Here is a 26,919-nt window from a genome sequence, read left to right on the forward strand (position 1 = left end):
GTCAGCGACGCAGGCCCAGCCGCTCGATGAGTGAACGATAACGCTCCACATCGATCTGGGAGATGTACTTGATCAGCCGGCGCCGCCGGCCCACCAGCAACAGCAGTCCTCGCCGCGAATGATGGTCGTGCTTGTGCACCTTGAGATGCTCGGTGAGGTCGGCGATGCGTTTGGTCAGCAACGCGATCTGTGCTTCCGGGGATCCGGTATCGGTCTCATGCAGGCCGTAGGAGCGCAGAATCTCCTTTTTTTGCTCGGCTGTCAGCGCCACGAAATGTCTCCATCAACGGGTTCGCGATCATGGATATCAGGGCACGGCCACCGCGAACCGCAGCACGCACCGATGTCGTTGGGCAGTCTAGCAGCGGGTTGAGGGGCCAAACACAAACGCCGCAGGTGCCAGCCGGGGGTGACGACCGCAAGAACCATCAACCCCTAGACAACAGGTCACGCGCCCGCTCGGTATCGGCACCCATCGCAGCGACCAGCTGGCGCACCGATTCGAACTTCTTCTGGCCGCGGATACGCCCAACGAAGTCCAAGGCCACATGTTGACCGTAGAGGTCAGCGGTGGTGTCCAGCACGAACGCTTCGACGGTGCGGGTGCGTCCGGAGAAGGTGGGATTGGTCCCGACCGACACCGCGGCCTGGTAGCGCTCACCCGGGACGACCGTGCCGGTCACCGGCCCATGCCCGAGCACCGTGAACCAAGCGGCGTACACGCCGTCGGCCGGAATCGCCGAATACATCGGCGGCGCCACGTTCGCGGTGGGAAAGCCCAGCTCCGCGCCCCGCCCCTCACCGCGCACCACAACCCCCTCCACGCGGTGCGGTCGGCCCAGAGCTTCCATGGCCGCCACCATGTCGCCGGCGTCCACGCAGGACCGGATGTAGGTGGAGGAGAACGTCACGGTCTCGTTGCTGTGGTGCTCGGACACCAACGACATCGATTCCACCGCGAACCCGAACCGCTCGCCAGCCCGACGCAGCGTGTCGACATTGCCGGCGGCCTTTTTGCCGAAGGTGAAGTTCTCGCCGACGACGACCTCCACCACATGTAGGTGCTCGACGAGCAGCTCGTGGATGAAGCGATCCGGCGTGAGCTTCATGAAATCGGTGGTGAACGGCATCACCAGGAACACTTCGATGCCCAAGTCTTGAACGAGCTCCGCGCGTCGGGTCAGGGTGGTCAGCTGCGCCGGGTGACTGCCTGGATAGACCACCTCCATCGGGTGCGGGTCGAACGTCATCAGCACGGCCGGTACACCGCGAGCGCGGCCGGCCTTGACCGCGTGCGCGATCAGTTCGGCGTGCCCGCGGTGCACGCCGTCAAATACCCCGATGGTGAGCACGCATCTGCCCCAATCCGTCGGGATCTCGTCCTGGCCACGCCAGCGCTGCACGATCGCAAGCCTACGGCGCACGGTGGTCGGCCAGGCGCCAGATTCACCGGTGGGCTCTGGCCAGCGGCCGATCCGGGAACACCATGCACGCGGCCGCCGGACACCTGGCGCAGCACGTCCGGGAACGCCGGCGGCACCGTGGCCGGTCCCAGAGAATTAGCGCGCGCATACCGAACGATTGGTCTTAAGCTTTACGCCGACCATTGATCAGGTGATCAGGGAGTGGGTCTGATGAGTACGTTTAGAGAATGCCGCAGCATGTTCGATGCCGCGGTGAAGAGCTACCAGTCCGGAGACCTGGCCAATGCCCGAGCGGCCTTTGGCCGCCTCACAGTCGAAAACCCGGACATGTCCGATGGCTGGTTGGGGCTTCTGGCCTGCGGCGACCATCATCTTGATACCTTGGCCGGTGCCCATCAACACTCCGAAGCACTGTACAGCGAAACCCGCCGCGTCGGCCTCACGGACGGCGAATTGTCCGCCGTGGTCATGGCCCCGATGTATCTGGGGTTGCGGGTGTGGTCGCGCGCCACGATCGGGCTCGCGTACGCCAGCGCTCTAATCATCGCCGACCGCCACGATGAAGCGGCAGCAACGCTGGACGACCCGGTCATCACGGAGGACACCGGCGCCGCCCAATACCGCCAGTTCGTCATGGCGACGCTGTTCCACAAAACTCGCTCCTGGTCCAACCTTTTGAAGGTCACCGAAATTTCTCCGCCGAGCGGGGCCACCGATGTCCGTGACGAGGTGGCTGACGCGGTGGCCGCGCTGGCCTCGACCGCTGCGGCGAGTCTGGGCCAATTCCAGTTCGCGTTGGAGCTCGCTGAGCAAGTCTCGACAACCAATCCGCGGGTGACTGCCGATGTGACCCTCACTAGGGCGTGGTGCCTGCGCGAACTGGGTGACGACGACGCCGCCAGAGTGGCACTTAGCGCCACGACCACCGGTGATGCCCCCAGGACAAACACCACCGCGGAACAGGCTGGTAGCCCCCAACCGAAGTTTCGACATCCTTACGACGACGGCCGGGATCTCCTGGTGGCTCGCCGCCGCCCGCCGGCCGGGGACGGTTGGCGCAAAGCGGTAACCAAAATGACTTTCGGGCGGGTGAATCCCGAACCGAGCGCCAAGCGCGAGCAAACCGACGAGCTGATTCAGCGTATCTGCGCTCCACTGGCCGATGTCCATAAGTTGGCGTTCGTCTCTGCCAAGGGCGGCGTAGGTAAGACCACGATGACGGTGCTGGTGGGCAACGCCGTCGCCCGGCTGCGCGGCGATCGGGTGATGGCTGTGGACGTCGATGCCGACCTGGGCGACCTGTCAGCACGGTTCAGTGAGCGCGGTGGCCCGCAGACCAACATCGAGCATTTCGTGTCATCGCAGCACACCAAGCGCTACGCGGACGTGCGTGTGCACACGGTGATGAACAAAGACCGGCTGGAAATGCTTGGTGCCCAGAATGATCCGCGATCGACATACAAGTTTGGCCCGGAGGACTATGGGGCCGCCATGCAGATCCTGGAAACCCACTGCAACGTCATACTGCTTGATTGCGGCACACCGGTCAACGGGCCATTGTTCAGCAATATCCTCAACGACGTCACTGGTCTGGTTGTGGTGGCATCCGAAGACGTGCGCGGTGTCGAGGGAGCGTTGGTCACTCTGGACTGGCTGGGGGCGCATGGCTTTGGCCGGTTGCTTCAGCACACTGTGGTTGTTCTCAACGCAATCCAGAAAACCCGGTCATTTGTGGATTGCGGGGCCGCCGAAAACCAGTTCAGGAAGCGCGTTCCGGATTTCTTTCGGATTCCCTACGACCCGCATCTGGCCACGGGTTTGGCGGTCGATTTCAGCTCTCTCAAGCGAAGGACACGCAACGCCGTGCTGGATTTGGCCGGCGGCCTGGCACAGCACTATCCGGCTAGCCGAGTACGGCCCCGTGGCGAGGACAGCTGGAAAACCTGGATCGAAACGATGCGTCAGGTCGGATGACGGTTTGGTCGAGACCGAGTTGGCGGCCATTTCCCCGACTGCGCACCGAGCGCGCCGTCACGCCGGTATCTAGACTCTCTGGTTGTGAGGGCTGACGAGGAGCCTGGCGATCTTAGCGCGGTTGCGCAGGACTATCTGAAGGTCATCTGGACCGCCCAGGAGTGGTCGCAGGACAAGGTCAGCACCAAGATGCTGGCCGAGAGGATCGGGGTGTCGGCCAGCACGGCCTCGGAGTCCATTCGCAAGCTCGCCGAGCAGGGCTTGGTCGACCACGAGAAGTACGGCGCGGTGACGTTGACCGATTCGGGGCGACGAGCCGCGCTGGCAATGGTGCGCCGGCACCGGCTACTGGAGACATTCCTGGTCAACGAGCTCGGTTACCGCTGGGACGAGGTGCACGACGAGGCCGAGGTGCTCGAGCACGCGGTCTCGGATCGCTTGATGGCCCGCATCGACGCCAAGCTGGGGTTCCCGCAGCGCGATCCGCACGGTGACCCGATCCCGGGCGCCGACGGGCAAGTGCCCACGCCACCGGCTCGTCAGCTGTGGGCGTGCCGCGACGGCGACACAGGGACGGTGGCCCGTATCTCCGATGCCGACCCGCAGATGCTGCGATACTTTGCCAGCATCGGAATCAGCCTGGACTCGCGGCTGCGGGTGCTGGCTCGGCGCGAGTTCGCCGGCATGATCTCGGTGGCAATCGACTCGGCCGAGGGCGCCACCGTCGACTTGGGGAGCCCGGCCGCCCAGGCAATCTGGGTGGTGAGCTGACGGCTTTGGCCCGCGAGCGTAACGTGGCTGCGATTTTCGGCACGGATTTTCGCAGTCCGGTTACGCTCGCGAAGCCGGTTCGCCCAGCAGGCCCTTGGCGATGTGGGTTACCTGGACCTCGTTGCTGCCGGCGTAGATCATCAGCGACTTGGCATCGCGGGCCAGCTGCTCCACCCGATATTCGGCCATGTAGCCGTTGCCGCCGAACAGCTGGACGGCCTCCATCGCGACATCGGTGGCGGCCTCCGAGGAATACAGCTTGATCGCCGAGGCCTCGGCCAGCGTCAGCTGTTTGCCGGCTTTGAGCCGCTCGATGGCCTGAAATACCATGTTCTGCACGTTGATCCGCGCAACTTCCATTTTCGCCAACTTCAACTGGATCAGTTGGAACTGCCCGATGTTACGGCCCCACAGCGTGCGGGTCTTTGCGTAATCCACACACAGCCGGTGGCATTCGTTGATGATGCCCAACGACATGAGCGCCACGCCGAGGCGTTCGACGGCGAAATTGGCGCGGGCGCTGTCGCGGCCGTCCCCCTCGGCGCAAAGCAGGCGATCCGGGGTCAGCCGCACGTTGTCGAAGAACAACTCGCCGGTCGGCGAAGACATCATGCCCATCTTCTTGAACGGCTTGCCCTGCGTCAGGCCCGGCATGCCGGCATCGAGCACAAAGACCAGCACCGGGCGGTTACGCCAATCTGAGGCGGGCTCACCGTCGGCGAGCTTGGCGTAGACCACCAGGACATCAGCGTACGGCCCGTTGGTGATGAAGGTCTTGTGCCCGTTGAGGATGTAGTCTTCACCGTCGCGGGTCACGTGAGTCTTCATGCCGCCGAACGCATCCGAGCCGGAGTCTGGCTCGGTAATGGCCCAGGCCGCGATCTTTTCCAGCGTCACCAGCGTGGGCACCCAGCGCTCCTGTTGGGCCAGGGTGCCGCGGCTCATGATCGTCGCCGCGCCCAACCCGAGGCTGACGGCCACCGTGCTCAGCAATCCGATGCTGACCCCGGCCAGTTCGGACACCAGCACCGCGACCATCGAAGCCTGGTCAGCCAGCCCGAAACTGCCTGAGCTGTCCCGCTTTTCCCGCTTAGCCCGCTCCCCATCCAGCATCTGGTTGACCGACTCGGCAAGCAGCACGTCCAGACCGAACTGGCTGAACAGCTTGCGCGCGATCGGATACGGCGACAGTTCACCGGTTTCCAATGCGTCTTGGTGCGGGCGGATCTCCTTGTCGATGAACTGGCGAACGGCGTCGCGCACCATTAGATCGGTGTCGGACCACTCGAACATGGCGTGCTCCCTCCGATCGCGTGGCTCAACGTTCGGCCCGTTGGTATGCGGTGACCACGGCGGCGCCGCCCAGCCCGATGTTGTGTTGCAGCGCGGCGGTCACGTTGTCGACCTGGCGCGCCTCGGCGGTGCCGCGCAGCTGCCAGGTCAGCTCCGCGCACTGCGCCAACCCCGTCGCACCCAGCGGATGGCCCTTGGAGATCAGCCCACCGGATGGGTTGACGACCCAGCGTCCGCCGTAGGTGGTCTGGTTGTCGTCGATCAGCTCGGGCGCCTCGCCCGGCCCGCACAGGCCGAGCGCCTCGTAGAGCAGTAGCTCGTTGGCTGAGAAGCAGTCGTGCAGCTCGATCACTCCGAAGTCCTTCGGGCCGAGTCCGGATTGCTGGTAAACCCGTTGTGCCGCTTGCACAGTCATGTCGTAGCCGATGATATTGCGGGCACTGCCATCAAAGGTGGAAGCGAAGTCGGTGGTCATCGCCTGCCCGACGATTTCCACTGCCCGCCCGGCAAGGTTGTGGTTGGCCAGGTAATCCTCACTGGCCAGCACCACCGCCGCCGACCCGTCGGAGGTGGGAGAGCACTGCAATTTGGTCAGCGGGTCGGAAATCATCTTTGAGGCCAAGATGTCGTCCAGGGTGTATTCGTCCTGAAACTGTGCATACGGGTTGTTGACCGAGTGCTTGTGGTTCTTGTAGCCGATCTTCGCGAAATGCTCCGCGGTGGTGCCGTATTTCTTCATGTGTTCGCGGCCGGCCGCCCCGAACATCCACGGCGCCACCGGAAAGCCGAACTCGTCGATCTCGGCTAACGCCTTGACGTGCCTGCCCAGCGGCGACTCCCGGTCGTCGGCGCCACCGCCCAGCGCTCCGGGCTGCATCTTCTCGAAGCCCAGCGCCAACACGCAATCGGCCAGTCCGCCGCGGATGGCCTGCGCGCCGAGGTAGAGCGCCGTGGATCCCGTCGAGCAGTTGTTGTTGACGTTGACGATCGGGATGCCGGTCATGCCCAGTTCGTAGAGCGCCCGCTGACCCGACGTCGACTCTCCGTAGACGTAGCCGACGTAGCCCTGTTCAACTTCGCGGTAGTCGATGCCGGCGTCGCGCAGCGCTTTGGTGCCCGACTCCCTGGCCATGTCCGGGTAATCCCAGCCTTCGCGTCGCCCGGGCTTTTCGAACTTCGTCATGCCCACGCCAATGACGTAAACCTTGTTCGACCCTTGGTTAGGCATCGTTGCCCCTTCCGAATTGAATAGCGGCCCAGTGTCCAACCTAGACCAGCGCTGAACAAGGGGTGCGGATCATCCGGTTCAGCTGTTACCCGCCGCCGGGCGGGGGACTCTCGCACGAGTTGGGGGCACTCCCGCTTGCGAGCGTAACGTCACTGCGAAAAATCGCGCCAGATATCGCAGTGACGTTACACTCGCGGACCCCGACCCTTGTTCAGCGCCGTCCTAGACCGGCGCGCGTGCGGACCCGGGCCCTTTGCGTCGCGCCGAGCGTGTAATTTTGCAGACACTTACTCGCACTTTGTCTGCAGAATTTCAGGCTCGCGGAAAGGCACGCCCCTCAGAGCGTCTGGGGCTGCCATCCCCCTACATTGAGGCCGGGCTCCAACCGAATTGCCCGGCTCCTCCTCACCCCGCTACGCGGGGTGCATCCCCCTACATTGAGGCCGGGCTCCAACCGAATTGCCCGGCTCCTCCTCACCCCGCTACGCGGGGTGCATCCCCCTACATTGAGGCCGGGCGGAGCACCGCCACCGACTTGGTCCGCGAACCCTCGTCGCGCAGCAGCGCGATCACCCGCCCGTCGGCGTCACGGGCGGCGTAGACGCCGTCGATTCCGGCCGACGAAAGCGGCCGGCCGTTGCCGGCAGCGGCGGCCTCCTCGACGGTGAGATCGCGGGGTGGGAACAGCAGCAGGCAGGCCGCGTCGAGGCTCAGGCTCAGCCGCGGCCGCCGCGCCAGGTCGTCGAGGGTGACCGCCTGGTCCAAGGCGAAGCGGCCCACACGGATGCGTCGCAACGCCGTCACATGGCCGCCCACGCCGAGCGCATCGCCGAGATCGCGGGCCAGCGCGCGGATGTAGGTTCCCGACGAGCAGTCGACTTCGACATCCAGATCGACGATTCCGGCAGCCGCGCGCCGCATTCTCACCAGCTCGAATCGCTCGATGCGCACCGGCCGGGCTTGCAACTCGACGGCCTGGCCCTCGCGCGCCAGCCGGTAGGCGCGACGCCCGCCGACTTTGACGGCGCTGACCGCCGACGGCACCTGCCGGATCTCACCGCGCAGCCCGGCCATTGCGGCTTCGATCGCCTCGACCGTCAGGTGCTCAGCCGGGACCGATTGCAGCACTTGACCTTCGGCATCTTCGGTGGATGTGGTCTGACCCAAGCGGATAGTGGCGGCATACGACTTCGAGGCCGCTGTCAGCAGGCCGAGGATCTTGGTGGCACGCTCGATGCCGATCACCAGCACGCCGGTGGCCATCGGGTCCAGGGTCCCCGCGTGGCCCACCCTGCGGGTGGAAAAGATGCGGCGGCACCGCCCCACCACGTCGTGGCTGGTCATTCCGGCGGGCTTGTCGACAACCACGATTCCGGGGCCGGTTGCGCTCATAGCACGATCGCGGTCAGCACCAATCCGCGCTCGACCGACCATCGTCCCCTCAGCGTTGTCAGCGCCGGACCCGACAAAGCGGACCCGTCGATCAGGATGCGGGAGACGAAGCGACCCGCGTTGCCTGGCGGGTCGGCCTCGAACGTGATGTGCGCGTCCTCGAAACCCAGCCACCTCTTGGTCAGCGGAAACCACGCTTTGTACGTTGCTTCCTTGGCACAGAATAGGATTCGATCCCAGTGCAGCTCGGCCGGCAGGCTGCCTGGCATCTCGGCGCGCTCAGCCGGCAAGCTGATCGCATCCAGCACACCGTTCGGCAACACGTCGTGCGGTTCGGCGTCGATACCCACCGAGCGCACCGCATCCGTGCGCCCGACGACCGCGCCCCGGTAGCCGGTGCAGTGGGTGAGGCTGCCCACCACACCGTCCGGCCAACGCGGTTCGCCCTTGTCGCCCTTGAGAATCGGCACCGGCGGCACACCAAGATCGCCCAGTGCGATGCGGGCGCAGTGACGCGCGGTGATGAATTCGTTGCGGCGCTTGGTAACCGACTTGGCGATCAGCGGCTCTTCTTCGGGCAACGGCGCCAGACCCGGTGGGTCGGAGTACAACTCCGCATACGCCAGATCGCCGACCACCGTTCCGGGCAACACCGACGGCACCAGCATGGCTGTGGTCACCGGGACTGCCGCTGCCGCAATCGTTCCCGGAACTGCGCGGCCTGCGTGCGCATCTCGGGTGTGATCACGAAATGACCGCCGAAGTCGTTGAGGTAGCCCGGGGCGTACTGAGGATCTGGCAGCACCTGACGCAGCCAGGTGTAGGGCTTGCGCCGGCGCCATTCCCGCGGGTAACCCACCGACACCTCCTCGAACCGCACACCGTCGTACCAGGTGGTGCGCGGAATGTGTAGGTGGCCATAGACCGAGCACACGGCGTTGTAGCGGGTGTGCCAGTCGGCGGTCTTGGTGGTTCCGCACCACAGCGAGAATTCCGGGTAGAACAACGCGTCGCAGGGCTGTCGCACCAGCGGAAAGTGGTTGACCAACACGGTCGGTTGCATCCAGTCGAGCTGTTCGAGACGGGCCCGGGTGGCCGCGACCCGATCGTGGCACCAGGCGTCGCGGGTGGGGTACGGCTCGGGTGAGAGCAGGAACTCGTCGGTGGCCACGACGTTGCGTTCCTTCGCGATGGCGATGCCCTCGGCCTTACTGTTCGCGCCGTGCGGCAGGAAGGTGTAGTCGTACAGCAAAAACAGCGGCACGATGGTGGCCGGGCCACCCCGCTCGGTCCATACCGGAAACGGATGCTCCGGGGTGACGACGCCCATCTCGTCACACATGTTGACCAGGTAGTCGTAGCGTGCGCGACCGAAGACCTGCATCGGATCCCGGTTGGTGGTCCACAGCTCGTGGTTTCCGGGCACCCAGATCACCTTGGCGAACCGCCGCCGCAGCAGGTCCAGCGACCAGCGAATCTCGTCGGTGCGTTCGGCGACGTCCCCGGCCACGATCAGCCAGTCATCCGGCGAGGACGGGTGCAGCGATTCAGCGACGGGTTTGTTGCCCAGGTGCCCGGTATGCAGGTCGGAGACCGCCCACAGTGTCGGCTCCGCGCCGACGGTCTCCTGCCCCGATCCTTTCCAGGTCACGACTCAACACCCTAGCGACCCTGTGAAGTGGAGACGAAATTCTGCGGGTACGGGTATCTGCCTATGGGGTCGGCGAGGGTATTGGGGTGTCGGTCCGGCTGATCCGGCAGTCCGACTGTGCGGTGAGGACCGCCGCTTTCTGGGTCGAGAATTTGAACTCGACGCCGCCGTGACCGGCGAAGTAGACGTCGTGGTCGGCCGGCTTGTTCTTCATCATCCCAAAGCCGGTGGCACCGAACTGTTCGACGCCGTCCTTGACGATCTGCACGGCCTGCAGCCACTTGTCGTCGGGGATCGGTCCACTGAAAACGATCATGAAATACGCCGCTTTGGCCCTGGTCCATTCATACTCACCACCGCAGCCGGTCCAGGTGTCCATATCCGTTCGCCACGTCAGGTCGGGCACCAGGGCCGTGATGGCGTTGGCCAGCTGGGTCACCGCCGCCCGGTACTGGTCCTTGGCGTCCTCCAGCGGGGGGTTGGCGCGCAACGGGTTCTCCAGCTCGGCGACTCTCTCCGGGCTCAACGGTCCCTCCTCGCCACTCCGCGTCCCGTGGCCGCTGGGTCCGCACCCAGTCGCCATCACACACACCAGGGCCAGCAGCCACGCCATCGGCCACCGCATTAACTACCCCCGCCTGGCGCTGGTAGCGGGGTCGTCGGCCTGGGCGAGGGTTTCGGGGTGTCGGTCTGGCTGATCCGGCAGTCCGACTGTGCGGTGAGTGATGAAGCGACCTGGGTCGCGAACTTGAACTCGACCCCGCCGTGACCGGCGAAGTAGACGTCGTGGTCGCCCGGCTTGTTCTTCATCACCCCAAAGCTGGTGGCACCGAACTGTTCGACGCCGTCCTTGACGATCTGCACGGCCTGCGGCCACTTGTCGTCGGGGATCGGCCCACTGAATCCCACCATAAAGTACGCCATCTTGGCGCTGGTCCATACATATTCGCCGCCACAGTGATTCCAGCTGTCAATGTCCATGGACCACGTCAGCCCCGGCACCAGGGCGGTGATGGCGTTGGCCAGCTGGGTCACCGCCGCCCGGTACTGGTCCTTGGCGGCCTCCAGCGGGGGCTTGGCGCGCAACGGGTTCTCAAGCTCGGCGACTCTCTCCGGGCTCAACGGCCCCTCCTCGCCGGCCCGCGTCCCGTGGCCGCCGGGTCCGCACCCAGTCGCCATCACACACACCAGGGCCAGCAGCCACGCCGTCGGCCACCGCATCAACGTCCCCCTCTCAGTGCTGGGCCGGGCGCTGCCGGCATGCCGCCACCCAGAATTGGCGGAAGCAGCGGCGGGCCCACCGTGTTGTCGGGCAGCCCCGCGGCGATCGCCGCCAGGTTATAGCCGGACATCCGCAGCTGCGGCTGGCCGGCGGCATCGAGGAAGGACCGCGGGTAGTCCCCGTGGGCATACACTCCGTCACGCTAGATCCCGCCCGGATCAAAACCCGCCTGTGACGACAGCTCCGTGAACCCGGGAGTCAGATAGGGGTCCAGGCCCCAGCCGTGCAGCGGCGCCAACGGCGCCACCAGAGTCGTGATGAGGTCGTGGGGAGCCTGCATGACATAGGCGTGCCCGTGATCGAGCCCGAGTTGCGCCGGGCTGTACAGCCCCAAGCCGGGTGAGCCGTAAAACACGACGTCGTTGACCGGATGGGCGCCCTGGGCGTCGAGGTCCTGCAACGCCAGCGATGCCGTCAGCGACCCATACGAGTGCCCCAACACGGTCAGGTGGCCACCGGGGTTATTGGCGCGCACCTGCTGCAAATACCGCGACAGATCGGCCGCGCCCGCGTGTGCTTGCCCATCGGTCATGGTCTGCCACAGATCGCCCGCCCTGTCGGTGTCGAGCGGGTTCGGCGGCGGGTGGTAGCCCATCCAGGCGATGGTGGCGACGGATGTCGGTTTGCCAGCATTCTTCAGTTGCCGGATTTCTTCGCCCTGCAGTGCGCGGGCTTCGGTCACCATGCCGGGCAGGGTGCCCCGGGTGGTGGACCCGACGCCGGGAACCGTCACCGACACATTGGCGGCGGTGTCGGGATTACCGACGGCCACGGCCGCCAGCACCTGCTGATTTGGGTCCTCGGGAATCTGCAGCTGGGTCAGGTAGGTCTCGGGGGCATTATGGAGCGCCTGGTCGACGGCATCGAGCTCACCCAGCCGGCCCCTGGCGGCGCTCAGCTGGTCGGTAAGCGCTGCCAGTCGGCCCACCGCGTCACCGTCGAGGAGGCCGTTGTGGTAGTCACGGGCGGCCCGCACACTCAGTTGGTCATACTCCGCCTGCAACCGCCCGAGGTGGGCCTGCAGACGGGCGCGCTCCTCGCGCAGCCGCTCCTCGTTGGCATCGCTGGCGAGCTGGGTCGGGGTCAGCCCCTCGGAACCGACCGGCGGGCCGGAATCGGCCGGGATGGGCGCGTCACCGTCGGCCATGTTGACCGCTGAGGCCAGCTCCTCGTCGACGGCATTGGCCTCGGCCATAATCGCATCCAGCTCCGCCTGCAGCTCCGTTTGCTTGGCCAGCGTCCGCGCCCACTGCGCCTCGGTGGATCGCAGCCCGGGGATCGGCACCACCTGGTTGGTCAGCGCATCGATCGTCAGCTCGGCGGCCGCGGCGGCTTGGCGTAGTGCGGCCAGCTCGGACTGAACCTTCACAATCCCGTCGGCGGCCCTGTCGGCCGCCCGGGCAACCGCCAGCGCCTCGTTGCCGTGGGCGTCGAGGTCTCGGCGAATGCCCGCGTTGTGGTGGGCCGCCGCCTCGGCGGTCTTGCCGCCGGAGTTCGCAAAGATCGACAGCGCCGCCAACTGACGCGACGCCTCGAACGTCACCTCGGCTCGGGCACTGGCCGCGTGAAACACCTCCCGGACCGCGTGCGCGTTCCACCGATCGATGTCGGCCACCGTCAACGGCACCGATCACGCCCCACGCGGGCCGGCTACAGCGTCGGCGGAAACACCCAGCCGGGCGAGCGCTCGCGCCCGCTCCGCCTCCGCCTCCGCATGCTGGAAAGCGGCCTCCCGCAGCCCGTATGCGTGATCACCGATCCTAGTCAGCAGCGCCCTCGACGCTTCCAGCCAGTCGTCCAGTTTGGCGTTGAGCGCCATCGCCGAGGCGCCCTGCCAGCCGAACTGGGCGGCCTGCATCCGATAGTCCGACGACAAATGTCCGGTTGCCAGGCTCTCCCCCTGGGTGGTCACGCGCGTCGCCGAGTGCATCCACTGCTCCGGATCGATCCGCAGCACCCCGGTTACCTCCCCCGCGTCCGTCGAATGGCACCCATTATGGATTGGCGGGAGCGCCGGCGAAATTCACCTCGCGCCGAGGGCGACGAACCCCTGTGACGACGCCGTGCCGACTTGTACACTCCCGGCAAAGAGACCGCCAGCGGACAGGGGGTGTCGTGCTCACCAAGGTGCGTCTGGTAGGAGCGATCGGCGCGCTGATCACGGCGCTCGTGTTGGGCTGGCAGTGTGCCCCGCCCGCGCCGACTGGCGGAGGGTCCGTCGAGCTGCGGTCAACCGCCGAACCTCTGTCGACCACGATGAAGAGTCCGATCGTGGAGACCACCGATCCGCGCCCGTTCGACCCGTGCGAGGACATCCCGTTCGACGCCGTGCAGCGGCTCGGCCTGGCATTCACACCTCCCCAACATGAGGACGGCCTGCGCTGCCACTATGACGCCGGCAACTACCAGATGGCCGTCGAGGCGATCATCTGGCGCAGCTACGCCCAGACGCTGCCCCCGGACGCCATCGAGACCACCATCGCCGGTCACCGCGCCGCGCAGTACTGGGTCATGAAGCCGACCTACCACAACAGCTTCTGGTATTTCTCCTGCATGGTAACGTTCAAGACCAGCTACGGGGTGATCCAGCAGTCGCTGTTCTATTCGACCGTCTACTCCGAGCCCGACGTGGACTGCCCGTCGACCAACCTGCAGCGGGCAAACGACCTCGTCCCCTACTACAAGTTCTAAGTCCCTACCCTGGGCGTCGTGAGTACCACCTCCGCTCGGCCCGAGCGGCCCACGCTACGCACCCTGACCGGACGAGTCGGTGGGCGGGCCCTGGGCGGACTGTTGGGTCTTCCCCGCGCAACCACCCGCTACACCGTCACTCACCTCCGGGTCCCGATGCGCGACGGCGTCAACCTGGCCGCCGACCACTACGCACCCGCCACGTCTCGGCCCGCCGGCACCCTGCTGGTCCGCGGACCCTATGGGCGCGGATTCCCGTTCTCCCTGGTGTTCGCCAGGCTGTATGCCGCCCGCGGCTACCACGTGGTGCTGCAGAGCGTGCGCGGCACGTTCGGCTCCGGCGGCACGTTCGAGCCGATGGTCAACGAAGCCGCCGACGGTGCCGACACGGTGGACTGGCTGCGTCGGCAGCCCTGGTTCACCGGACGGTTCGGCACCGTCGGAGTGTCGTATCTCGGATTCACCCAGTGGGCGTTGCTGTCCGATCCGCCGCCGGAGCTGGCGGCGGCCGTGATTACAGCGGGCCCGCATGACCTGCGGGCCTCGGTGTGGGGCACCGGCGCGTTCGCGGTCAACGACTTCCTGGGTTGGAGCGATCTGGTGGCCCATCAGGAGGATCCGGTGCGGGTGCGGCTCGCGATCCGCCAGCTGACCTCGCAACGGAGGATCAAGCGGGCTGCGGCCGCGTTGCCGCTCGGCGAGGGAGCCCGGAATCTGCTCGGCACCGGCGCGCCATGGTTCGAATCGTGGGTCCAACACACCGATGGGGACCATCCGTTCTGGGAGCCGCTGCGGATTGACGCCGCGCTGGACCGCGTGCGGGTGCCGGTGCTGCTGCTCGGTGGCTGGCAAGACATTTTCCTGCGCCAGACACTGCAGCAGTACCGACGGCTGCGCGGCCGCGGGGTCGACGTCGCGCTGACCGTGGGGCCATGGACCCACACGCAACTGCTCGGCAAAGGGCTGGCCACCAGCGTCCGGGAATCCCTGGACTGGCTGGATGCCCATGTGGGCGCCGGCCCCGCGGTGCGCCGTCCCAGCCCGGTCCACGTCTTCGTCACCGGGCGGGGCTGGCGCCACCTGTCGGACTGGCCGCCGGCGACCACCGAGCGGGCGTGGTACCTGCAGCCCGGCGGCGGCCTGGGCGAGACCGCACCAGCATCGGAAGCGCCTCCGGTGACCTTCCGCTATGACCCCGCCGACCCGACACCCACGACCGGAGGTCCGCTGCTGGCCCCGAGCGGCGGATACCGCGACGACAGCCGGCTGGCCACGCGCGCCGACGTGCTCGCCTTCACCGGCGCCACGCTGACCCAGGATCTTTGTGTCTACGGAAACCCCGTCGTCGAGCTGGAGCACGCGTCGGACAACCCGCATGTCGACGTGTTCGTGCGGGTCAGCGAGGTGGACCCGAAGGGCCGCTCCCGCAATGTCAGCGACGGCTACCGGCGCCTCGGTGACGCACCGGAACTGGTGCGCATCGAGCTCGATGCCGTCGCCCACCGCTTCCAGGCCGGCTCGCGGATCCGCGTGCTGATCGCCGGCGGCTGGTTTCCCCGCTACGCGCGCAACCTCGGAACCCCGGAGCCGGCGCTGACCGGCCGGCAGGTGCGGCCGGCCACCCATGCGGTGCACCTGGGACGCTCACGCCTGTTGCTTCCCGTCGGCACGGCGGATCTGGCACCCGACGGCGTCACGGCGTAGATGCGGGACGCGCGAGAGCTACGACCATAAGTCGAGATGCAGTTTCAAAGCCTCATCGAGCTGGGCAAGTTCGACGGCTGAAACTCGGCCGATCGGCCGCAGCAACCGCTCGGTAGCAATCGATCTGATTTGCTCGGCCTGCGCCTTGCAGTCGACCTGGAGACCAGTAGTGGTGGCCGACAACAACACCTGAAACGGGTAGACCTTGGCGATGTTGCTCGTCACCGGCACGACGGTGATGACGCCGCGCCCAAGACGCGTCGCGGTCGCGTTGGCCCGGTCGTTGCTGACGACGACGGCGGGGCGCTGCTTGTTCGCTTCGCTACCTCGAGCGGGGTCGAGATCGACCTGCCATATCTCACCGCGGCGCATCACCGACTCCGTCGCCGACGGTCTGCTCCCACACGTCCGTGTCGCCGGCTGCCGACCATTCTTGCCATGCGTTGGCATAGTCATCTTCGAGCGTGGGGTAGCGAAGCACGCGGATCGCATGCTGCAGGCCGGCGGAGCGGGATGGTAATCCCGCTCGTTTCACATATGCGTCCAGGATCGCGACGTCGTCATCGGACAGGCTCACGCTCAACTTCACAACCTAAGATGCTACCAGGGTCGTACCTAGGTAGTAATCGGTTCACCGGCTGGTCGCGCGCCAGTCGCGCAGCACCTCCTCGACCCGCTCCCCCACCTGACGCCGCGCCGTTTCCCGGTCGACACCCGACATCAGCAGTTCGTCGTACGAGGTGTCGGCATGCCGCACCGACGCGGCGACGGCCAGCGTCACCGCGTCGGGATCGAGCGCCCGCCCGGCCGCGCTGCGTCCGATCCTGCCGCTGCCGCGGGTGGCCGCGTGACGGGCGATCGCCTCGGCCCGGCCGGCGGGGCAGTTCGGGAACAGCGTACGAATCGCGGCGCCGAATTCGGCTTGCAGCCGCAGGTCCTCGTCGGCCCGTCGCGCCTCGTCGCGCTCCCGGCGCCGGGCGCGCACCTCCGCGTCGGCAAGGCACTCGTTTTCGGCGCGCTCCAGCGCCTGCGCCTCGACCAGGATGCCCTGACGCTCGTATCGCTTACGCGCCCGGCTCCACTTGACCACCACCGCCGAAAGCTGGCTCCCTCGCTTGGCCCGGCGGGTAAGCGCGGCGTTCCCAGAAGGCAGGAAAACGAGATGGCCCAGGTCCGCGCAGTCCAGGCACAGCGGCCCCGCATCCTCGAGGAACATCAGGTCACCGCTGCCGCTACACGACTCGCAGGTCCACTCCTTGATCGGCATGATCACGACCAGGTCGGGGGGCCGGTTCTGCCGCTCGACCGCACGCTCGGATAGCTGCGGCGACACCCAATGCGTGCGATACGCCCGTTCGATGGCGTCCTCGCCGGTGACGCTGAACCGCAGCCGACGGCGGTCGCGGGTGCGGGCGACGTAATCGGTCTCCGACGGGTTGAGCCCCCGGTCGCGGGCCCAGCGCCGGAGCGTGGCCATCGCGGTGGTGATCTTGCTGAGGTTGACCTGTACGACTTGTTCCAGCGAATCGACGCGGCCCTGCCGCCACTGGTCGACATGCGACGGCGCCAGCCAGCCCAGGCCGAGCAGCACATCGATCGCGCTGACGAACCGCTGTTGGGCCAGCGCCGCCTCCGCCGCCTGGGTGACCCGCTGCTCCAGAGGTTGACGCGCCATGACCTGCCCGAGCCTAGTCGGACTGCGCACCGAGGCCGCGGAACTGAGTTACTCCGACCAGCCGGACGCGCTCGGAGTGGCGATGCGCGACCGTCGGGAACAACAGAACCTCGTCGGTCGCCACGGAGAAACGCTTCTCGCCGAGGCCGCCTTTACCTCTGTCAGTTATCGCCGGTGTACGTGCGCTGCGATGCTCGCCTCGTCGACCAGCGCCGAAAGCTTGTCTTTGGCCTCAGTGAGCGGTACCGATTTCATAGCCACACGCTAGCCAAATTTCTAGCCACCATCTGGAAAGATTTCTAGCCTGACAAGGTTCGGGCTGCGTGATCGCGCTCGTCGGCGGCATGATCCACCAGCAAGACATCCCACGACGACAACATCAACACCGATCAGACGTCGACGAAGTACGTCTACAATACGTACATGCCCGAGACTCTGACTGGTCGCCTCAACTTCCGCCTGTCTCCTGAACAGGAGCAGGCCCTTCGCCGCGCCGCCGCGCTCACCGGCCAGAGCCTGTCGGGGTTCGTATTGTCCGCCGCGGTCGACCACGCCCACGATCTCTTGGCCCGGGCCAACCGGATCGAGCTGTCCGAGGCCGCTTTCCGCCGCTTCGTCGCCGCGCTCGACGAGCCCGACGAGGCGGCTCCCGAATTGGTGCGCCTCGCCAGACGGAAGAGCCGCATTCCCGCCCATTGAGCACCCCCGCGCTCGGCCCCGTCGAGCTGTTGGACCCGGACCGGCACGACACGGCGCGCTTCTCCAGCGGTGTTGAGGTTCTCGACCACTGGCTGCGTCGAGTCGCGCCCGTCGCGGCTGCGGCCGGCACGGCCGCTACGTGGGTGCTCTGTCGAGGCCGGCGGGTAGTTGGGTTCTACGCGCTCGCCATGGGGAGCATCGAGCGGATCCGGGTGCCATCGCGGCCGGGCCGGGGCCAACCCGACCCGATCCCGGTGCTCGTGCTCGCTCGCCTGGCACTCGACCGGCAGGAGCAGGGCACCGGTCTCGGTGGCGATCTTCTCCTCGATGCCCTCATCCGATCCGTGGCCGGCGCCCGGCAGTATGGCGCCCGCGCCCTGGTCGTAGACGCCCTCGACGACCGCGCCGCCGAGTTCTACCGTCACCACGGCTTCTTGCCCCTCGACGGTCGACGCCTCTACCGGCGGATCAGCGACATCGAGCGGGCGCTGGGAGTATGACGCGCTATCGTCGCTTAGCGACGTGCTGCCGACCTGTCACCTCGAATGGCCTCGTTGTTGCGTCGGTGATGGGGAGGGACAACGGCAAGATTTTGGACCGGGTGGTAGCCACCACGGGATGGGCCGCTTGACGGCGCGGCAGATGTTGACCGGCCCGAGGTTGCCAGGCCCGGCCGAGCAGGTCGACGGGCGTAGCCTTCGGCCTCGGGGCTTCAGCGACGAAGCCAGGGCGCTGCTGGAGCACGTGTGGGCCTTGATGGGCATGCCGTGCGGCAAGTACCGGGTGGTCATGCTTGACCTGTGGTTGCCGCTGTTGACCGCTGCCCGGTGATCTTGACAAGCCGTTCGCCATCGAGGCGTCGGTGGCCGAGTTGAAGGCGACAGCCCTACCAGGGGTGAATCGCATGCCGCACCGCGCCGCAGGGACACTCCCTGATGGCTTTCCGCCCGGGCGGTGAGGACGCGCACGTGAAAACCAACCCCCGGTACGGCCCGGCGTTCTACGCAGTGATGACGGTGTTGTTCCTGGCGCTGTTCGTGCTAAATGTGTGCACCCACGGCTCGACGCTGGGCCTGATCAGTACCGGAGGCCTCGCCGTGTTGATGGGCTACATCGGCTACCGGGGCTGGTCCGGCAAGCGCCACATAAACCGGCAATAGCGATCATCGACCGGTTCCGGCACACCTGACCAGCAACGTCGTCGGCCGCCAACCCCACGGCTCGTGTGCCAGCCGACGGTCACCGTGTCGCGGCGGCGGGACACGAGGAAACTGCCCACCAGCCACACCTAACTTCGCGCTCACTTTTATGTGAGGGTGCGACGCCCCAACCGACCGCAACAGCCCTCGGCAGTTCACGAAGCTGGCCACCCCACCCTGCTGCAACGGCGCGCCTTCGGACCTCGACGTCACTCCCCGCTCGGCTACAGGTAGGCAGCACATCCCGCAGCTGCGCCAACCGACGCGCGCAGCGCCCAGTCACCGCGGGTTGCGCCAAAGCATGACACTGGGAAGCGGTCGGAGAGTTCCTCGGCGATCTGCGGGGCCGACATCGCGCGTATGCGGGCAGCGACCAGCTCGATGGCCAGCGCCAACCCCTCTAAGCGGGCACAGATGCCCGCTATCGCGGTGGCGTTGTGGGCGTCGAGCTCGAATCCGGGCATCGCGGCGCGGGCGCGCTACACAAACAACTGCACGGCCTCATAGCCGGCCAGCGTGCGCACAGCGGTATTGTCACCGAGGGCCGGACACGACAGTGGCGAGAGGTGCAGCAGCGCTTCACCATCGACATCGACGACTTCGCGGCTGGTGGCCAGGATCCGCAGCCGTGGGCAACCCCGCAGCAGTATCTCGGTTAGTTTGGCCACATCGTCGATGAGGTGTTCACAGTTGTCGAATACCACCAGGGCCTGACGCTGCCCGAGGAAGTCGACCAGCACGTCGGTAGGACCTCGAGGACGACTGTTGACGTGCCCACGGTGCGAACCCGAACCTCGCCGCGGACGACAACATCGAAAGCGTCCTGGACGCAACGCTCATCCTCGCGACTTATCGCATGCTGTATGAAACCGCCGGCTTGCCCTGGCTGAACGTCCTCATCGGCTGATGGCTGCGAATCGCTGAAGAACATTTCGAGCACACCGGGATCACAAAGGCGTTGGCCGCGCCTGCGCTTTTGCTGCGGGAGCTCAGGATGGAGGCCACAGGCTCACTTGGCCCCGAGCCCAATCGGGCTCTTCAACCATGCCCATTCGCAACCCGCCCACTCGGCTATCCAGTCGAACGCGCCCAAGATCCACAACGACGCCACCGTCACGGCCACGGTGAACGCCATCCCAATGCCTTGCACTGCCACCTGCTGTCGAGGGAACCACCCCATTGCTGGCGTCGTAGCGACGGCGGACGTCCCGGACCCGGGTACGGGATCGCTATAAGCCCCACAGCCAGCAGCGTCAGACCGACGACACCGACGACCATGCGGTAGGCGAAATCGGCAACGAGCCAATCGCGCAGTCGTCCCACGCACGAGCCCATCGGCTCACGATTCGGCCGCGGTCTTCGTCAAGCGCGGGCGGCCGGGCGGCTACGGCAACCCGTTGTTGCCGTCGTTGCCGATCAACACGCCGTTGCCGCCGGCCCCGCCGGCGCCGCCACCATCGACCTAGCCTTCGTCGCCGCAGGACTGGCCGACGCCGCCATCATCGACGGCAACAAACCCTGGGACACCGCTGCGGGCGTACTCCTGGCACGCGAAGCCGGCGCCACCGTCACCGACCTCACCGGAAACCCGCACACAGCCACCGCGACCAGCACACTCGCCGCCACCGCCGCCATCGCAGCACGCCTCACGCAACTCATCGGCCAACCCGGCTGACCCCTATATGGGGGCGGCTACCTCCGGGCTCCACTTCGCTCCCTTCGCGTCCGTCCACTGCCGCTCCCGTCCGCGCCGGTCGCTGCACTACGCCCTGCGTCCGCCGCCCGCCACCACGACCACCACCACCCAAACGTGAAAAGCAACTGCAACGGCGGTGCCCGACGCGACCGCCTACGCCGTGTCCGCATGCAGGGCCGACTGAGCCGTCATCGCTGCAACGCATCGGTAACCCGACACCATCATCGGTGAGCTGGCCCGTGAGAACTTTCTTTACTGCTATCAAGGAGGTCAGGCTCATGCGCCGGGGTATCCCTGATGTCGCCCGGTGGTCTCGTCCCACACGTTCTCGCCCGGTGAGCATCACCGCTACAATCCCCGCATGGGCGACAGCCTTCGCGTCAACCCAGCCCAGTTGCGGGTGACCAGTACCGGCTGGCACATGGAGGTTTTCGATCTCCACGCCGCGCCACCAGCGCTGGAACCGTCTGGCGGGTGGCCCACGGTGCTCGCCGCCGCCGGGGTGACCGGCGCGGCCCAGGTCGCCACTGCCGATCTGCACACTAAGATCGCCACCACCGCCGGGATGACCCAGGTCGCGGCGACCGGTTATGAAGCCACCGACTCGGATGCCGCGGACATGCTGAAAAACGTGGCCACCACGATCACCGGAACAGCCCGTAACGCGTGATCCCCACCCAGTCGACGTTACGCGCTTACACCGTGTCGCATCTGACCGAGAATGCCGCGCACTGGCGCGAGCTGGCGGCGCGCCGCCGCTCGGTGGTGGGCACGATCAAGAGCCAGGCCGACTCGCTGGACTGGCAGGGTCACGGCGATGAGGCGATGAAAGCCGCGATGGCCCGCCACGCCGTCACCGCCGAACAGGAAGCCGAGCTGCTGGATACTGCAGCGGCCACCGCCGAGGACGGGGCCGCCATGCTGCACCAACAAAAGCACTCCATCTTCGCCACCGTCGAGCAGGCCAACCAGTCAGGGTTCGCGGTCGCCGAGGGCTGGACGGCGACCGACGCGATGTATGCGCCGGGCTCGATGGGCTGGTACGCCCGGCAGCCCAACGCCCAAGCCATCTCCGCCGATCTGCGTGTCCAGCTGACCCGTTTCACCGGCCAGGAAGTGCAGACCGCCACCGACGTGGCGCGCTCCGCCGGTGAGCTGGGCGGCGAAGGCGCGGTGCGCGGCCACATCCAGGCGGTCGCCGCCATCACCACCACCCACGCGCCGAATCCGACGGTGCCGCCATCACCGCTAGCCCCCTCAGCATCGCAGCTCGATGTCTTGACCGGCGCTAGCCCGCTGATACGGCACATATCACCGCAGGCCGCGGCCTCAGCAGCAGCACCAACGTGGCAAGCCCCACCAGCGGCCGGCGAGCTAGCGGGCATCGCGCCCCCGGTGCCGCTGCCGCCAGGTGCCGGCCCCCTGCCCGCCTTCGGCGGCAGCGTCGGTGGCGGGGCCGGGGCTGGCACCGGCGGCAGCTGGCTGTCCTCGCTGGCTGCCCGGCTGAGTTCGGGGATCGCCGCCACGGCCCCGGTCAGCAAGGGCGCGGTCTCGACGGCCGCCACCGTGACCAGCGCACCGGCCGCTGCTGCCGCGACCGCCGCGGCAACCCCGCTAGCACACGGCCAACCCCACCCGTCGCCGCCGACCGCCGAACCGCCAGCGACGCAGTTTGCCGATCCCGGGAAAGTGCGGCACGAACACGCACCGCAACACCTGCCCTCCACCGATCCGCCGCAGGCGGAATCGCCGCACGCGCGCCAATCCCCGGCCGCGCAGTCATCGCCCCCCACCCCCGCACCCGTCACACTCGAACCCGATCCCGCCGGTACCGCGCCGTCTGATACAACACCTGGTACTGGCAACAACGGTGTCCAAATGCTGGGCTTCGGCCCGCCAGGGCTCGTACCGGCCCCGACGGCACCATCTTTCCCCCTACCGCGTGACCCGGCCCTGTCACCCATGCCGGTCGACCCCAAAGACATGAGCGCCGAGCAGGCGATCGCAGAATGGGCCAATGTTAACGCTGAGATACGGGCGTGGAACGCCCGATGCGGCGTCGAAAACGTCGGGCCGCTGCCGCCGGCCCAATACAACGCCTGCATCGCCTCGCGCGGTCCTCTCCTTGAACGCCTAGCCGCAATCCGGGCCCGCTTAAACGACTTAGGCATACCCATAGGAGGCGAACACGCCCCGGCCACCACGCGGCCGGGTACAGCCGGTTCCGAGCCCCCGCCAAACCAACCGGGTACGCCTTCAAGCCAAGAGCCAGTCCCTCCAGCACAGGAAACACCGCCATTCCCGCCGCCTAACAGAATCAACGGAATCACCGATCATGGAGCAGGAAGGATCGCCGGACGCGACGGCGGTCATGGCGTCAGCGACAAGGCAATGCAAGATGCTGTTGCGAATCCTGTTGGGCCGCCCCAGTTTAAAGTGGATGAGCTTGGTAGAGGCGCTTACGTGTACGTTGGGAAAGACGCAACAGTGGTCCTAAACAAAGATGGCCAAGTGGTAACCGCCTGGGCGAACAGCCGGGCTGGATGGAGAAATCCGTGAGCAACGTTCTCGATGCTATTTCAACGGAGCACCGTCCCGTGATCGAGCAAGAATTAGAGAATCGTAATCCCGCTCTCTTCGACGAGCTTCGGCGCACAGAGAAGCCAACCAACGAACAGAGCGACGCTGTTATCGACGTGCTTTCCGACGCCTTGATGAAGACCTTTGGACCTGATTGGGTTCCGAATGATTATGGGTTGAAAATCGAACGAGCAATTGACGCATACTTAGAGACGTGGCCGATATACCGATAATCGCTTGACACCAACTATTGCCAGCACCAGGCGCGCACCGGGCATCGGGAGCGCGGCCGGGCTGGTATTCGCGTGGGACTGAAGGAGCTTAGGCAGGAACGCACATGACGTACGCAGCCAGGGACGATACGACGCTCCCCAAACTGCCCGCACAGATGCGGTGGGTGGTGCTGGTGGACAAGCGTCAGCTCGCGGTGCTGCTGCTAGAGAACGAGGTACCGGTCGCTTCCGCGACGGACACGTTGGATGCGCGCGGTGATAGCGACTATGAAAACCAGCCGGTCGACGCAGTGCAGCGGCTATGTCGGCGTTTGGCTGACCAGGCGGTGCGTCAGTGGGGTTTTATGCAGGGCCTCAAGCAGAAGCTCGGACCAGGTGTCGACGTGCGGATGAAGCTGGTGGAGTGGAACCGATGAGCTTTAATGGCTCTTCCGACTTAGCAGGGGTGTAGCTTACTGGCGCTGGGTGGCACTCGCCGTGATTGGCGGGTGCAGGCCCACCGTACCCGGCGGCGTTGGTTTTCTGGGTTGCGGAAGCCGAAGGCGACGCGGCCGACGTGTTTTACGATCCTGTTGTAGCCCTCGCTGCGCGCGTTCGACAGACCGGTGGTAATCGCGAGAAGTATTGGCTGTTGCCATGTTTCGATGATTTCGGCGAGGTCGTGGATCTCGGGGACTTTGGTGGCTCTTCATGATCGAGGGTGTAGTCGGGGTTTGAATCCGCCGGTTTCCAGGAGGGATCGGGTGATGTAGTGGGTGAGGTTGCGAAATCCCAGCGCAGAGCCGCGTAGGTGTTCGAGGCGGCCGTTGATCGCCTCGGTGGGTCCGTTGGATGTGCCCGGCCGGTCGAAGTAAGCCAGCACGTCGGCGGCGCGTTTCTTCAATGTGCGCCCCAGGGTGATGACCTCGGTCAATGCCGCGGGGACCGCGTCGCTGATCGACTCGATCAGCGCGCTCATCAGCTCGCGGCCCCTCCGGCGGTCGGGGTGGCGGTAGGCGCTGATCATGCGCTGGTAGATGCCCCAGGTCGCCTCGACTTCGATGTGGGTGTCGACGGCGAATAGCTTTGTCAGCCGGTCTTTTTGCTTGTCGGTGAGCAGGTCGGCCCCGGTCTGCAGGGTGCGCCGCGCGGCGTAGAGCGGATCAGTCTTGCGACCGCGGTGTCCACAGGTGTCGAGTTGAACGCGGCGCCGGCATTTATCCAGCGCCTCACCACCGAGCCGCACCACGTGGAAGGGATCCATCACCGCCACCGCGTCGGGCAGTCCCTCGCTGGTGGCGGTCTTAAACCCGGTGAACCCGTCCATCGCCACCACTTCCACCGCCTGGCGCCAGGATTCTTCTCGTTCGGCCAGCCAGGTCTTGAAGGCCTGCTTGGAGCGTCCTTCGACCATGTCCAGCAGCCGGGCCGGGCCGGTGCCCTCACGGATGCCGGTCAGGTCGATGATCACGGTGACGTACTTGTCGCCGCGCCGCGTGTGGCGCCACACGTGTTCGTCGACCCCGATCACCGTGACTTCGTCGAACCTGCCCGCATCGTCGATCAACACCCGCTTGCCCTCGGCCAACACGGCGTTGTTGGCGGTGTTCCACGACACCCCCAGCCCTTCGGCGACACGGGCGATGGTGAGGTGTTGGCACACAACGGCTTCCAATGCCCACCGCAGCCCATGGCGCGACAACTTCGCCCGCGGCTCGGCTGCCGCGCTGCTGTCTTGCCGCCACACATGAGCGCAGCCGGCACACCGATAGCGGCGCACGGTAAGCACCAAGGTCGTCGGGCGCCACCCGAAGGGCTCATGAGTAGCCCTGTGTCAAGCCGCCGTTTGGCGAACTTGGTTACGGAGAGCCTGCAGGGCTCGGTGTTGGGTGGGATCGTAAGCGACGCCGTCTTGCCAGCAGTGCCAGATGACGTAAAGCCAGGCGCGGGCGAGGATGCGTACGGCGTGAGGGTGGTCGTGGCCGCGGGCTCGGGCGCGGTTGTAAAGGTCGGCGGCCCAGGGGTTGGCTCGGCGGCTGTCGCCGGCGAAGTCGCAGACGGCGTCGCGGAGTTGTTTGTCTGCGGCCCAACGGAACCCGACGTGGGTGACTTTGCCGGACTGGCGGGTGGAGGGGGCGACGCCGGCCAAGCAGGCCAGCGATTCGGGCGTGGGAAAACGGGCTCGGCAGTCACCGATCTCGGCGAGCAGCCGGGCCGCGCGCACGGTGCCGGAGCGGGGCAGGGAGGTGAAGATGTGCGCGTCGGCGTGCAGGGCGAGCTGCTCGGCGATCTGCGCGTCGAGGGCCTTGATCTGCGTGGCGATGCTGGTAAGCGCAGCGAGCAGGGCGCGGGTGATGTGTGCGTTGGCGGCGCCGTCCTCACCTGTGACACCGCGCGGGGCGCCGGTGAGCCGGCCGTGAAGCACCGCGGGGTCGACGCGCCCGCAGTAGCCGGCGGCGGCCAGCCAGGCGGCCAGGCGCTTGACCGACAACCAGTCTGCGCGGTCCTGGCAGTCGAATCGGGTCAGGAACGCCAGGCTGATCGGCGAGTCGATGTCGGCGAACAGCCCGACCACGCCCGGAAAGACGATGCGCAGGTGCGCGCGCAGCTGGTTGGCCAACGCCACCCGGTGCCCGACCAGGTCTTTGCGAGCGCGACAGGTCCGGCGCAGGGTGGCCGTGGCCGCGGTGTCGGGCAGCAGTGGACGCAGCCGGGACCGGTCGGTGCGCAGCGTGTCGGCGAGCACGAACGCGTCGAAGCGGTCGTCCTTGTTGCCGGCCGAGCCGTAACGGCCGCGCAGATTCTTCAGCTGGTTCGGGCTGATCACCACCACCGTGAGCCCGGCCTCGAGCAGGGTGTCCACCACCGGGCCGTCCGGGCGTTCGATGGCGACCTCGCGCACACCGGCCCGGTTCAGCAGCTCGAGCAGCTCGCGCAGTCCGGCGGCGTTGTGCTCGATCGTGGCGCGGCGAACCTCGCGGCCACGCGCATCGACGATCGATACCGCGTGATCGTCTCGCGCCCAATCAATTCCACCCGTGACGCCGTTCTGCGGCTCGTCGCGCAATGTGGTTTCGGCAGTAGACTCCATAACAGCCTCCTCGCTGCTAGACCCAGTGGGGAGGCACCCTCGTGCGAGGCCCGAACGCGGCTGCCGCATCGCTCACTGTTCGGCGCTCGTCGGCGCTCAGTCCTGTCGACGGTCGGCGCGTCCGGGGCAACCGCCGGACTCCGCAAAACTCATGATGGACATCACGGCTGTCAAGCGAGCAGGGCGATAACCCAGCGGCGCCTCGGGTGCATCGGGCAATCCATCCAAGATCACCGACACAAGGATGGTGCACCAGTGAGCCAATCGGCGGGTCACGGTATCCCGGACGGCGCCTTGCTCGCCGCAACGTCGACACCATCGATCCTCGTCGGTGATCCGACACGCCGCCACCGCCCG

General features: G+C 66.6%; 31 protein-coding genes and 5 pseudogenes. 14 read left to right on the forward strand and 22 right to left on the reverse strand.

The genetic code is table 11. The features are described 5' to 3' along the window. Position 1: 1 nt before the first annotated feature. A complete protein-coding gene (gene rpsO / locus MCAN_RS14755) occupies positions 2–271 on the reverse strand; it encodes a 30S ribosomal protein S15 (protein ID WP_003414128.1) in 270 nt (89 codons plus the stop codon). A gap of 157 nt (positions 272–428) precedes the next feature. Further along, the gene (locus MCAN_RS14760; protein ID WP_041180129.1) at positions 429–1,403 is read right to left on the reverse strand and encodes a bifunctional riboflavin kinase/FAD synthetase; all 975 of its coding nucleotides are present in this window, start codon (positions 1,401–1,403) and stop codon (positions 429–431) included. Positions 1,404–1,634: 231 nt separating this feature from the next. On the opposite strand from MCAN_RS14760, the gene MCAN_RS14765 reads away from it, so the two are divergent. Both MCAN_RS14765 and mntR read left to right on the forward strand, forming a co-directional pair. Beyond that, entirely contained in the window at positions 1,635–3,398 is a 1,764-nt protein-coding gene (locus tag MCAN_RS14765) for a nucleotide-binding protein (RefSeq protein WP_014001419.1), read from the forward strand. Positions 3,399–3,482: 84 nt separating this feature from the next. Beyond that, positions 3,483–4,169 carry a manganese-binding transcriptional regulator MntR gene (mntR, locus tag MCAN_RS14770; protein WP_014001420.1) on the forward strand — a complete coding sequence of 229 codons (687 nt, stop codon included), beginning with the start codon at positions 3,483–3,485 and terminating at the stop codon, positions 4,167–4,169. Between the two features lie 60 nt (positions 4,170–4,229). On the opposite strand, the gene MCAN_RS14775 is transcribed toward mntR, so the two are convergent. From MCAN_RS14775 to MCAN_RS14815, 9 genes and pseudogenes are all read right to left on the reverse strand, one after another. Next, on the reverse strand, positions 4,230–5,462 hold the full coding sequence (locus MCAN_RS14775) for an acyl-CoA dehydrogenase family protein (protein WP_003414139.1): 1,233 nt from the start codon (positions 5,460–5,462) through the stop codon (positions 4,230–4,232). A 25-nt stretch (positions 5,463–5,487) separates the two neighbouring features. Continuing rightward, positions 5,488–6,690 (reverse strand): lipid-transfer protein, encoded by a 1,203-nt coding sequence (locus MCAN_RS14780; protein WP_014001421.1) that lies wholly within the window; start codon positions 6,688–6,690, stop codon positions 5,488–5,490. A 501-nt stretch (positions 6,691–7,191) separates the two neighbouring features. Beyond that, positions 7,192–8,082 (reverse strand): tRNA pseudouridine(55) synthase TruB, encoded by an 891-nt coding sequence (truB, locus tag MCAN_RS14785; RefSeq protein ID WP_014001422.1) that lies wholly within the window; start codon positions 8,080–8,082, stop codon positions 7,192–7,194. Continuing rightward, positions 8,079–8,762 (reverse strand): 4'-phosphopantetheinyl transferase PptT, encoded by a 684-nt coding sequence (pptT, locus tag MCAN_RS14790; protein WP_014001423.1) that lies wholly within the window; start codon positions 8,760–8,762, stop codon positions 8,079–8,081. Before pptT ends, truB begins: the two co-directional genes overlap by 4 nt. Continuing rightward, positions 8,759–9,733 carry a metallophosphoesterase family protein gene (locus MCAN_RS14795; RefSeq protein ID WP_014001424.1) on the reverse strand — a complete coding sequence of 325 codons (975 nt, stop codon included), beginning with the start codon at positions 9,731–9,733 and terminating at the stop codon, positions 8,759–8,761. The genes pptT and MCAN_RS14795 overlap by 4 nt, the downstream gene beginning before the upstream one ends. A 61-nt stretch (positions 9,734–9,794) precedes the next feature. Next, complete coding sequence (locus MCAN_RS14800; protein WP_014001425.1) at positions 9,795–10,358, reverse strand: LppA family lipoprotein; 564 nt, start codon at positions 10,356–10,358, stop codon at positions 9,795–9,797. Continuing rightward, positions 10,358–10,954, reverse strand: a complete 597-nt coding sequence (locus MCAN_RS14805; protein ID WP_014001426.1) for an LppA family lipoprotein — start codon at positions 10,952–10,954, stop codon at positions 10,358–10,360. The genes MCAN_RS14800 and MCAN_RS14805 overlap by 1 nt, the downstream gene beginning before the upstream one ends. Beyond that, positions 10,954–12,642, reverse strand: a pseudogene (locus MCAN_RS14810) (alpha/beta hydrolase family protein). Before MCAN_RS14810 ends, MCAN_RS14805 begins: the two are co-directional and overlap by 1 nt. A gap of 3 nt (positions 12,643–12,645) precedes the next feature. Continuing rightward, complete coding sequence (locus MCAN_RS14815) at positions 12,646–12,972, reverse strand: WXG100 family type VII secretion target (RefSeq protein WP_014001427.1); 327 nt, start codon at positions 12,970–12,972, stop codon at positions 12,646–12,648. Between the two features lie 158 nt (positions 12,973–13,130). On the opposite strand from MCAN_RS14815, the gene MCAN_RS14820 reads away from it, so the two are divergent. Beyond that, a complete protein-coding gene (locus tag MCAN_RS14820; RefSeq protein WP_014001428.1) occupies positions 13,131–13,706 on the forward strand; it encodes a DUF3558 domain-containing protein in 576 nt (191 codons plus the stop codon). 18 nt (positions 13,707–13,724) lie between these two features. Then, a complete protein-coding gene (locus tag MCAN_RS14825) occupies positions 13,725–15,410 on the forward strand; it encodes a CocE/NonD family hydrolase (protein ID WP_014001429.1) in 1,686 nt (561 codons plus the stop codon). An 18-nt stretch (positions 15,411–15,428) separates the two neighbouring features. Here MCAN_RS14825 and mazF9 read toward each other — a convergent pair whose 3' ends face one another. The 4 genes from mazF9 to MCAN_RS24190 are packed head-to-tail and all read right to left on the reverse strand — an operon-like array spanning position 15,429 to position 17,209. Then, positions 15,429–15,785: a type II toxin-antitoxin system toxin endoribonuclease MazF9 gene (mazF9, locus tag MCAN_RS14830; protein WP_014001430.1), complete on the reverse strand. Its 357-nt coding sequence runs from the start codon at positions 15,783–15,785 to the stop codon at positions 15,429–15,431. Further along, the gene (gene mazE9 / locus MCAN_RS14835) at positions 15,769–15,999 is read right to left on the reverse strand and encodes a type II toxin-antitoxin system antitoxin MazE9 (protein WP_015288373.1); all 231 of its coding nucleotides are present in this window, start codon (positions 15,997–15,999) and stop codon (positions 15,769–15,771) included. Before mazE9 ends, mazF9 begins: the two co-directional genes overlap by 17 nt. 42 nt (positions 16,000–16,041) lie before the next feature. Further along, on the reverse strand, positions 16,042–17,085 hold the full coding sequence (locus MCAN_RS14840; protein ID WP_014001431.1) for a DUF2293 domain-containing protein: 1,044 nt from the start codon (positions 17,083–17,085) through the stop codon (positions 16,042–16,044). 13 nt (positions 17,086–17,098) lie between these two features. Further along, positions 17,099–17,209, reverse strand: a complete 111-nt coding sequence (locus MCAN_RS24190; RefSeq protein WP_407635589.1) for a hypothetical protein — start codon at positions 17,207–17,209, stop codon at positions 17,099–17,101. A gap of 299 nt (positions 17,210–17,508) precedes the next feature. Between MCAN_RS24190 and MCAN_RS14850 the strand changes: the two genes are divergently transcribed. The 4 genes and pseudogenes from MCAN_RS14850 (at position 17,509) to MCAN_RS14865 (ending at position 18,944) form a co-directional block, all read left to right on the forward strand. Continuing rightward, positions 17,509–17,784 carry a type II toxin-antitoxin system TacA family antitoxin gene (locus MCAN_RS14850; protein ID WP_014001432.1) on the forward strand — a complete coding sequence of 92 codons (276 nt, stop codon included), beginning with the start codon at positions 17,509–17,511 and terminating at the stop codon, positions 17,782–17,784. Then, on the forward strand, positions 17,781–18,284 hold the full coding sequence (locus MCAN_RS21760; RefSeq protein WP_015288375.1) for a GNAT family N-acetyltransferase: 504 nt from the start codon (positions 17,781–17,783) through the stop codon (positions 18,282–18,284). The genes MCAN_RS14850 and MCAN_RS21760 overlap by 4 nt, the downstream gene beginning before the upstream one ends. A gap of 68 nt (positions 18,285–18,352) precedes the next feature. Beyond that, positions 18,353–18,756, forward strand: a pseudogene (locus MCAN_RS14860) (hypothetical protein). Next, on the forward strand, positions 18,753–18,944 hold the full coding sequence (locus MCAN_RS14865; RefSeq protein WP_014001435.1) for a hypothetical protein: 192 nt from the start codon (positions 18,753–18,755) through the stop codon (positions 18,942–18,944). Before MCAN_RS14860 ends, MCAN_RS14865 begins: the two are co-directional and overlap by 4 nt. Before the next feature lie 263 nt (positions 18,945–19,207). Here the strand turns inward: MCAN_RS14865 and MCAN_RS14870 are convergent, their stop codons facing one another. From MCAN_RS14870 to MCAN_RS24195, 4 genes are all read right to left on the reverse strand, one after another. Further along, on the reverse strand, positions 19,208–19,447 hold the full coding sequence (locus MCAN_RS14870) for a hypothetical protein (protein ID WP_015288376.1): 240 nt from the start codon (positions 19,445–19,447) through the stop codon (positions 19,208–19,210). Positions 19,448–19,462: 15 nt separating this feature from the next. Beyond that, complete coding sequence (locus MCAN_RS14875) at positions 19,463–19,723, reverse strand: hypothetical protein (protein ID WP_015288377.1); 261 nt, start codon at positions 19,721–19,723, stop codon at positions 19,463–19,465. A 269-nt stretch (positions 19,724–19,992) separates the two neighbouring features. Continuing rightward, positions 19,993–20,163, reverse strand: a complete 171-nt coding sequence (locus MCAN_RS23675) for a hypothetical protein (protein ID WP_225038056.1) — start codon at positions 20,161–20,163, stop codon at positions 19,993–19,995. Then, positions 20,097–20,318, reverse strand: coding sequence for a PGPGW domain-containing protein (locus tag MCAN_RS24195; protein WP_015288378.1), 222 nt, complete (start codon positions 20,316–20,318; stop codon positions 20,097–20,099). Before MCAN_RS24195 ends, MCAN_RS23675 begins: the two co-directional genes overlap by 67 nt. A gap of 148 nt (positions 20,319–20,466) precedes the next feature. Between MCAN_RS24195 and MCAN_RS23680 the strand changes: the two genes are divergently transcribed. The 5 genes from MCAN_RS23680 (at position 20,467) to MCAN_RS14905 (ending at position 23,908) form a co-directional block, all read left to right on the forward strand. Next, the gene (locus tag MCAN_RS23680; RefSeq protein WP_230864531.1) at positions 20,467–20,658 is read left to right on the forward strand and encodes an inositol monophosphatase family protein; all 192 of its coding nucleotides are present in this window, start codon (positions 20,467–20,469) and stop codon (positions 20,656–20,658) included. A gap of 382 nt (positions 20,659–21,040) precedes the next feature. Further along, complete coding sequence (locus MCAN_RS14890) at positions 21,041–21,349, forward strand: hypothetical protein (RefSeq protein ID WP_220130326.1); 309 nt, start codon at positions 21,041–21,043, stop codon at positions 21,347–21,349. After that, positions 21,346–23,238: a hypothetical protein gene (locus tag MCAN_RS14895; RefSeq protein ID WP_230865083.1), complete on the forward strand. Its 1,893-nt coding sequence runs from the start codon at positions 21,346–21,348 to the stop codon at positions 23,236–23,238. The genes MCAN_RS14890 and MCAN_RS14895 overlap by 4 nt, the downstream gene beginning before the upstream one ends. Continuing rightward, the gene (locus tag MCAN_RS14900; protein WP_003899489.1) at positions 23,235–23,492 is read left to right on the forward strand and encodes a hypothetical protein; all 258 of its coding nucleotides are present in this window, start codon (positions 23,235–23,237) and stop codon (positions 23,490–23,492) included. The genes MCAN_RS14895 and MCAN_RS14900 overlap by 4 nt, the downstream gene beginning before the upstream one ends. 104 nt (positions 23,493–23,596) lie before the next feature. Further along, positions 23,597–23,908, forward strand: a complete 312-nt coding sequence (locus MCAN_RS14905) for a hypothetical protein (protein WP_014001437.1) — start codon at positions 23,597–23,599, stop codon at positions 23,906–23,908. 20 nt (positions 23,909–23,928) lie between these two features. On the opposite strand, the pseudogene MCAN_RS21775 reads toward MCAN_RS14905, so the two are convergent. From MCAN_RS21775 to MCAN_RS14920, 3 genes and pseudogenes are all read right to left on the reverse strand, one after another. Further along, positions 23,929–24,177: pseudogene (locus tag MCAN_RS21775) on the reverse strand (transposase); the annotation flags it as partial. 3 nt (positions 24,178–24,180) lie between these two features. Next, positions 24,181–25,302 (reverse strand): annotated as a pseudogene (locus MCAN_RS14915) (ISL3 family transposase); the annotation flags it as partial. Positions 25,303–25,305: 3 nt separating this feature from the next. Then, positions 25,306–26,562: an IS110 family RNA-guided transposase gene (locus tag MCAN_RS14920; RefSeq protein ID WP_014001439.1), complete on the reverse strand. Its 1,257-nt coding sequence runs from the start codon at positions 26,560–26,562 to the stop codon at positions 25,306–25,308. 78 nt (positions 26,563–26,640) lie between these two features. Between MCAN_RS14920 and MCAN_RS23180 the strand changes: the two are divergent. Then, positions 26,641–26,821 (forward strand): annotated as a pseudogene (locus MCAN_RS23180) (hypothetical protein); the annotation flags it as partial. Between the last annotated feature and the right edge of the window lie 98 nt (positions 26,822–26,919).

It is taken from the genome of Mycobacterium canetti CIPT 140010059 (genome assembly GCF_000253375.1).
Classification (GTDB): Bacteria; Actinomycetota; Actinomycetes; order Mycobacteriales; family Mycobacteriaceae; genus Mycobacterium; species Mycobacterium tuberculosis.

Excerpts from the sequence above, each read along its gene's own strand:
- MCAN_RS14765 (WP_014001419.1), top strand. The coding sequence starts at position 1,635 with ATGAGTACGTTTAGAGAATGCCGCAGCATGTTCGATGCCGCGGTGAAG.
- MCAN_RS14775 (WP_003414139.1), bottom strand. The coding sequence starts at position 5,462 with ATGTTCGAGTGGTCCGACACCGATCTAATGGTGCGCGACGCCGTTCGC.
- MCAN_RS14780 (WP_014001421.1), bottom strand. The coding sequence starts at position 6,690 with ATGCCTAACCAAGGGTCGAACAAGGTTTACGTCATTGGCGTGGGCATG.
- truB (WP_014001422.1), bottom strand. The coding sequence starts at position 8,082 with ATGAGCGCAACCGGCCCCGGAATCGTGGTTGTCGACAAGCCCGCCGGA.
- MCAN_RS14800 (WP_014001425.1), bottom strand. The coding sequence starts at position 10,358 with ATGCGGTGGCCGATGGCGTGGCTGCTGGCCCTGGTGTGTGTGATGGCG.
- MCAN_RS14805 (WP_014001426.1), bottom strand. The coding sequence starts at position 10,954 with ATGCGGTGGCCGACGGCGTGGCTGCTGGCCCTGGTGTGTGTGATGGCG.
- MCAN_RS14840 (WP_014001431.1), bottom strand. The coding sequence starts at position 17,085 with ATGGCGCGTCAACCTCTGGAGCAGCGGGTCACCCAGGCGGCGGAGGCG.
- MCAN_RS14850 (WP_014001432.1), top strand. The coding sequence starts at position 17,509 with ATGCCCGAGACTCTGACTGGTCGCCTCAACTTCCGCCTGTCTCCTGAA.
- MCAN_RS14870 (WP_015288376.1), bottom strand. The coding sequence starts at position 19,447 with ATGCCCGGATTCGAGCTCGACGCCCACAACGCCACCGCGATAGCGGGC.
- MCAN_RS23675 (WP_225038056.1), bottom strand. The coding sequence starts at position 20,163 with ATGGGGTGGTTCCCTCGACAGCAGGTGGCAGTGCAAGGCATTGGGATG.
- MCAN_RS24195 (WP_015288378.1), bottom strand. The coding sequence starts at position 20,318 with ATGGGCTCGTGCGTGGGACGACTGCGCGATTGGCTCGTTGCCGATTTC.
- MCAN_RS14890 (WP_220130326.1), top strand. The coding sequence starts at position 21,041 with ATGGGCGACAGCCTTCGCGTCAACCCAGCCCAGTTGCGGGTGACCAGT.
- MCAN_RS14905 (WP_014001437.1), top strand. The coding sequence starts at position 23,597 with ATGACGTACGCAGCCAGGGACGATACGACGCTCCCCAAACTGCCCGCA.
- MCAN_RS14920 (WP_014001439.1), bottom strand. The coding sequence starts at position 26,562 with ATGGAGTCTACTGCCGAAACCACATTGCGCGACGAGCCGCAGAACGGC.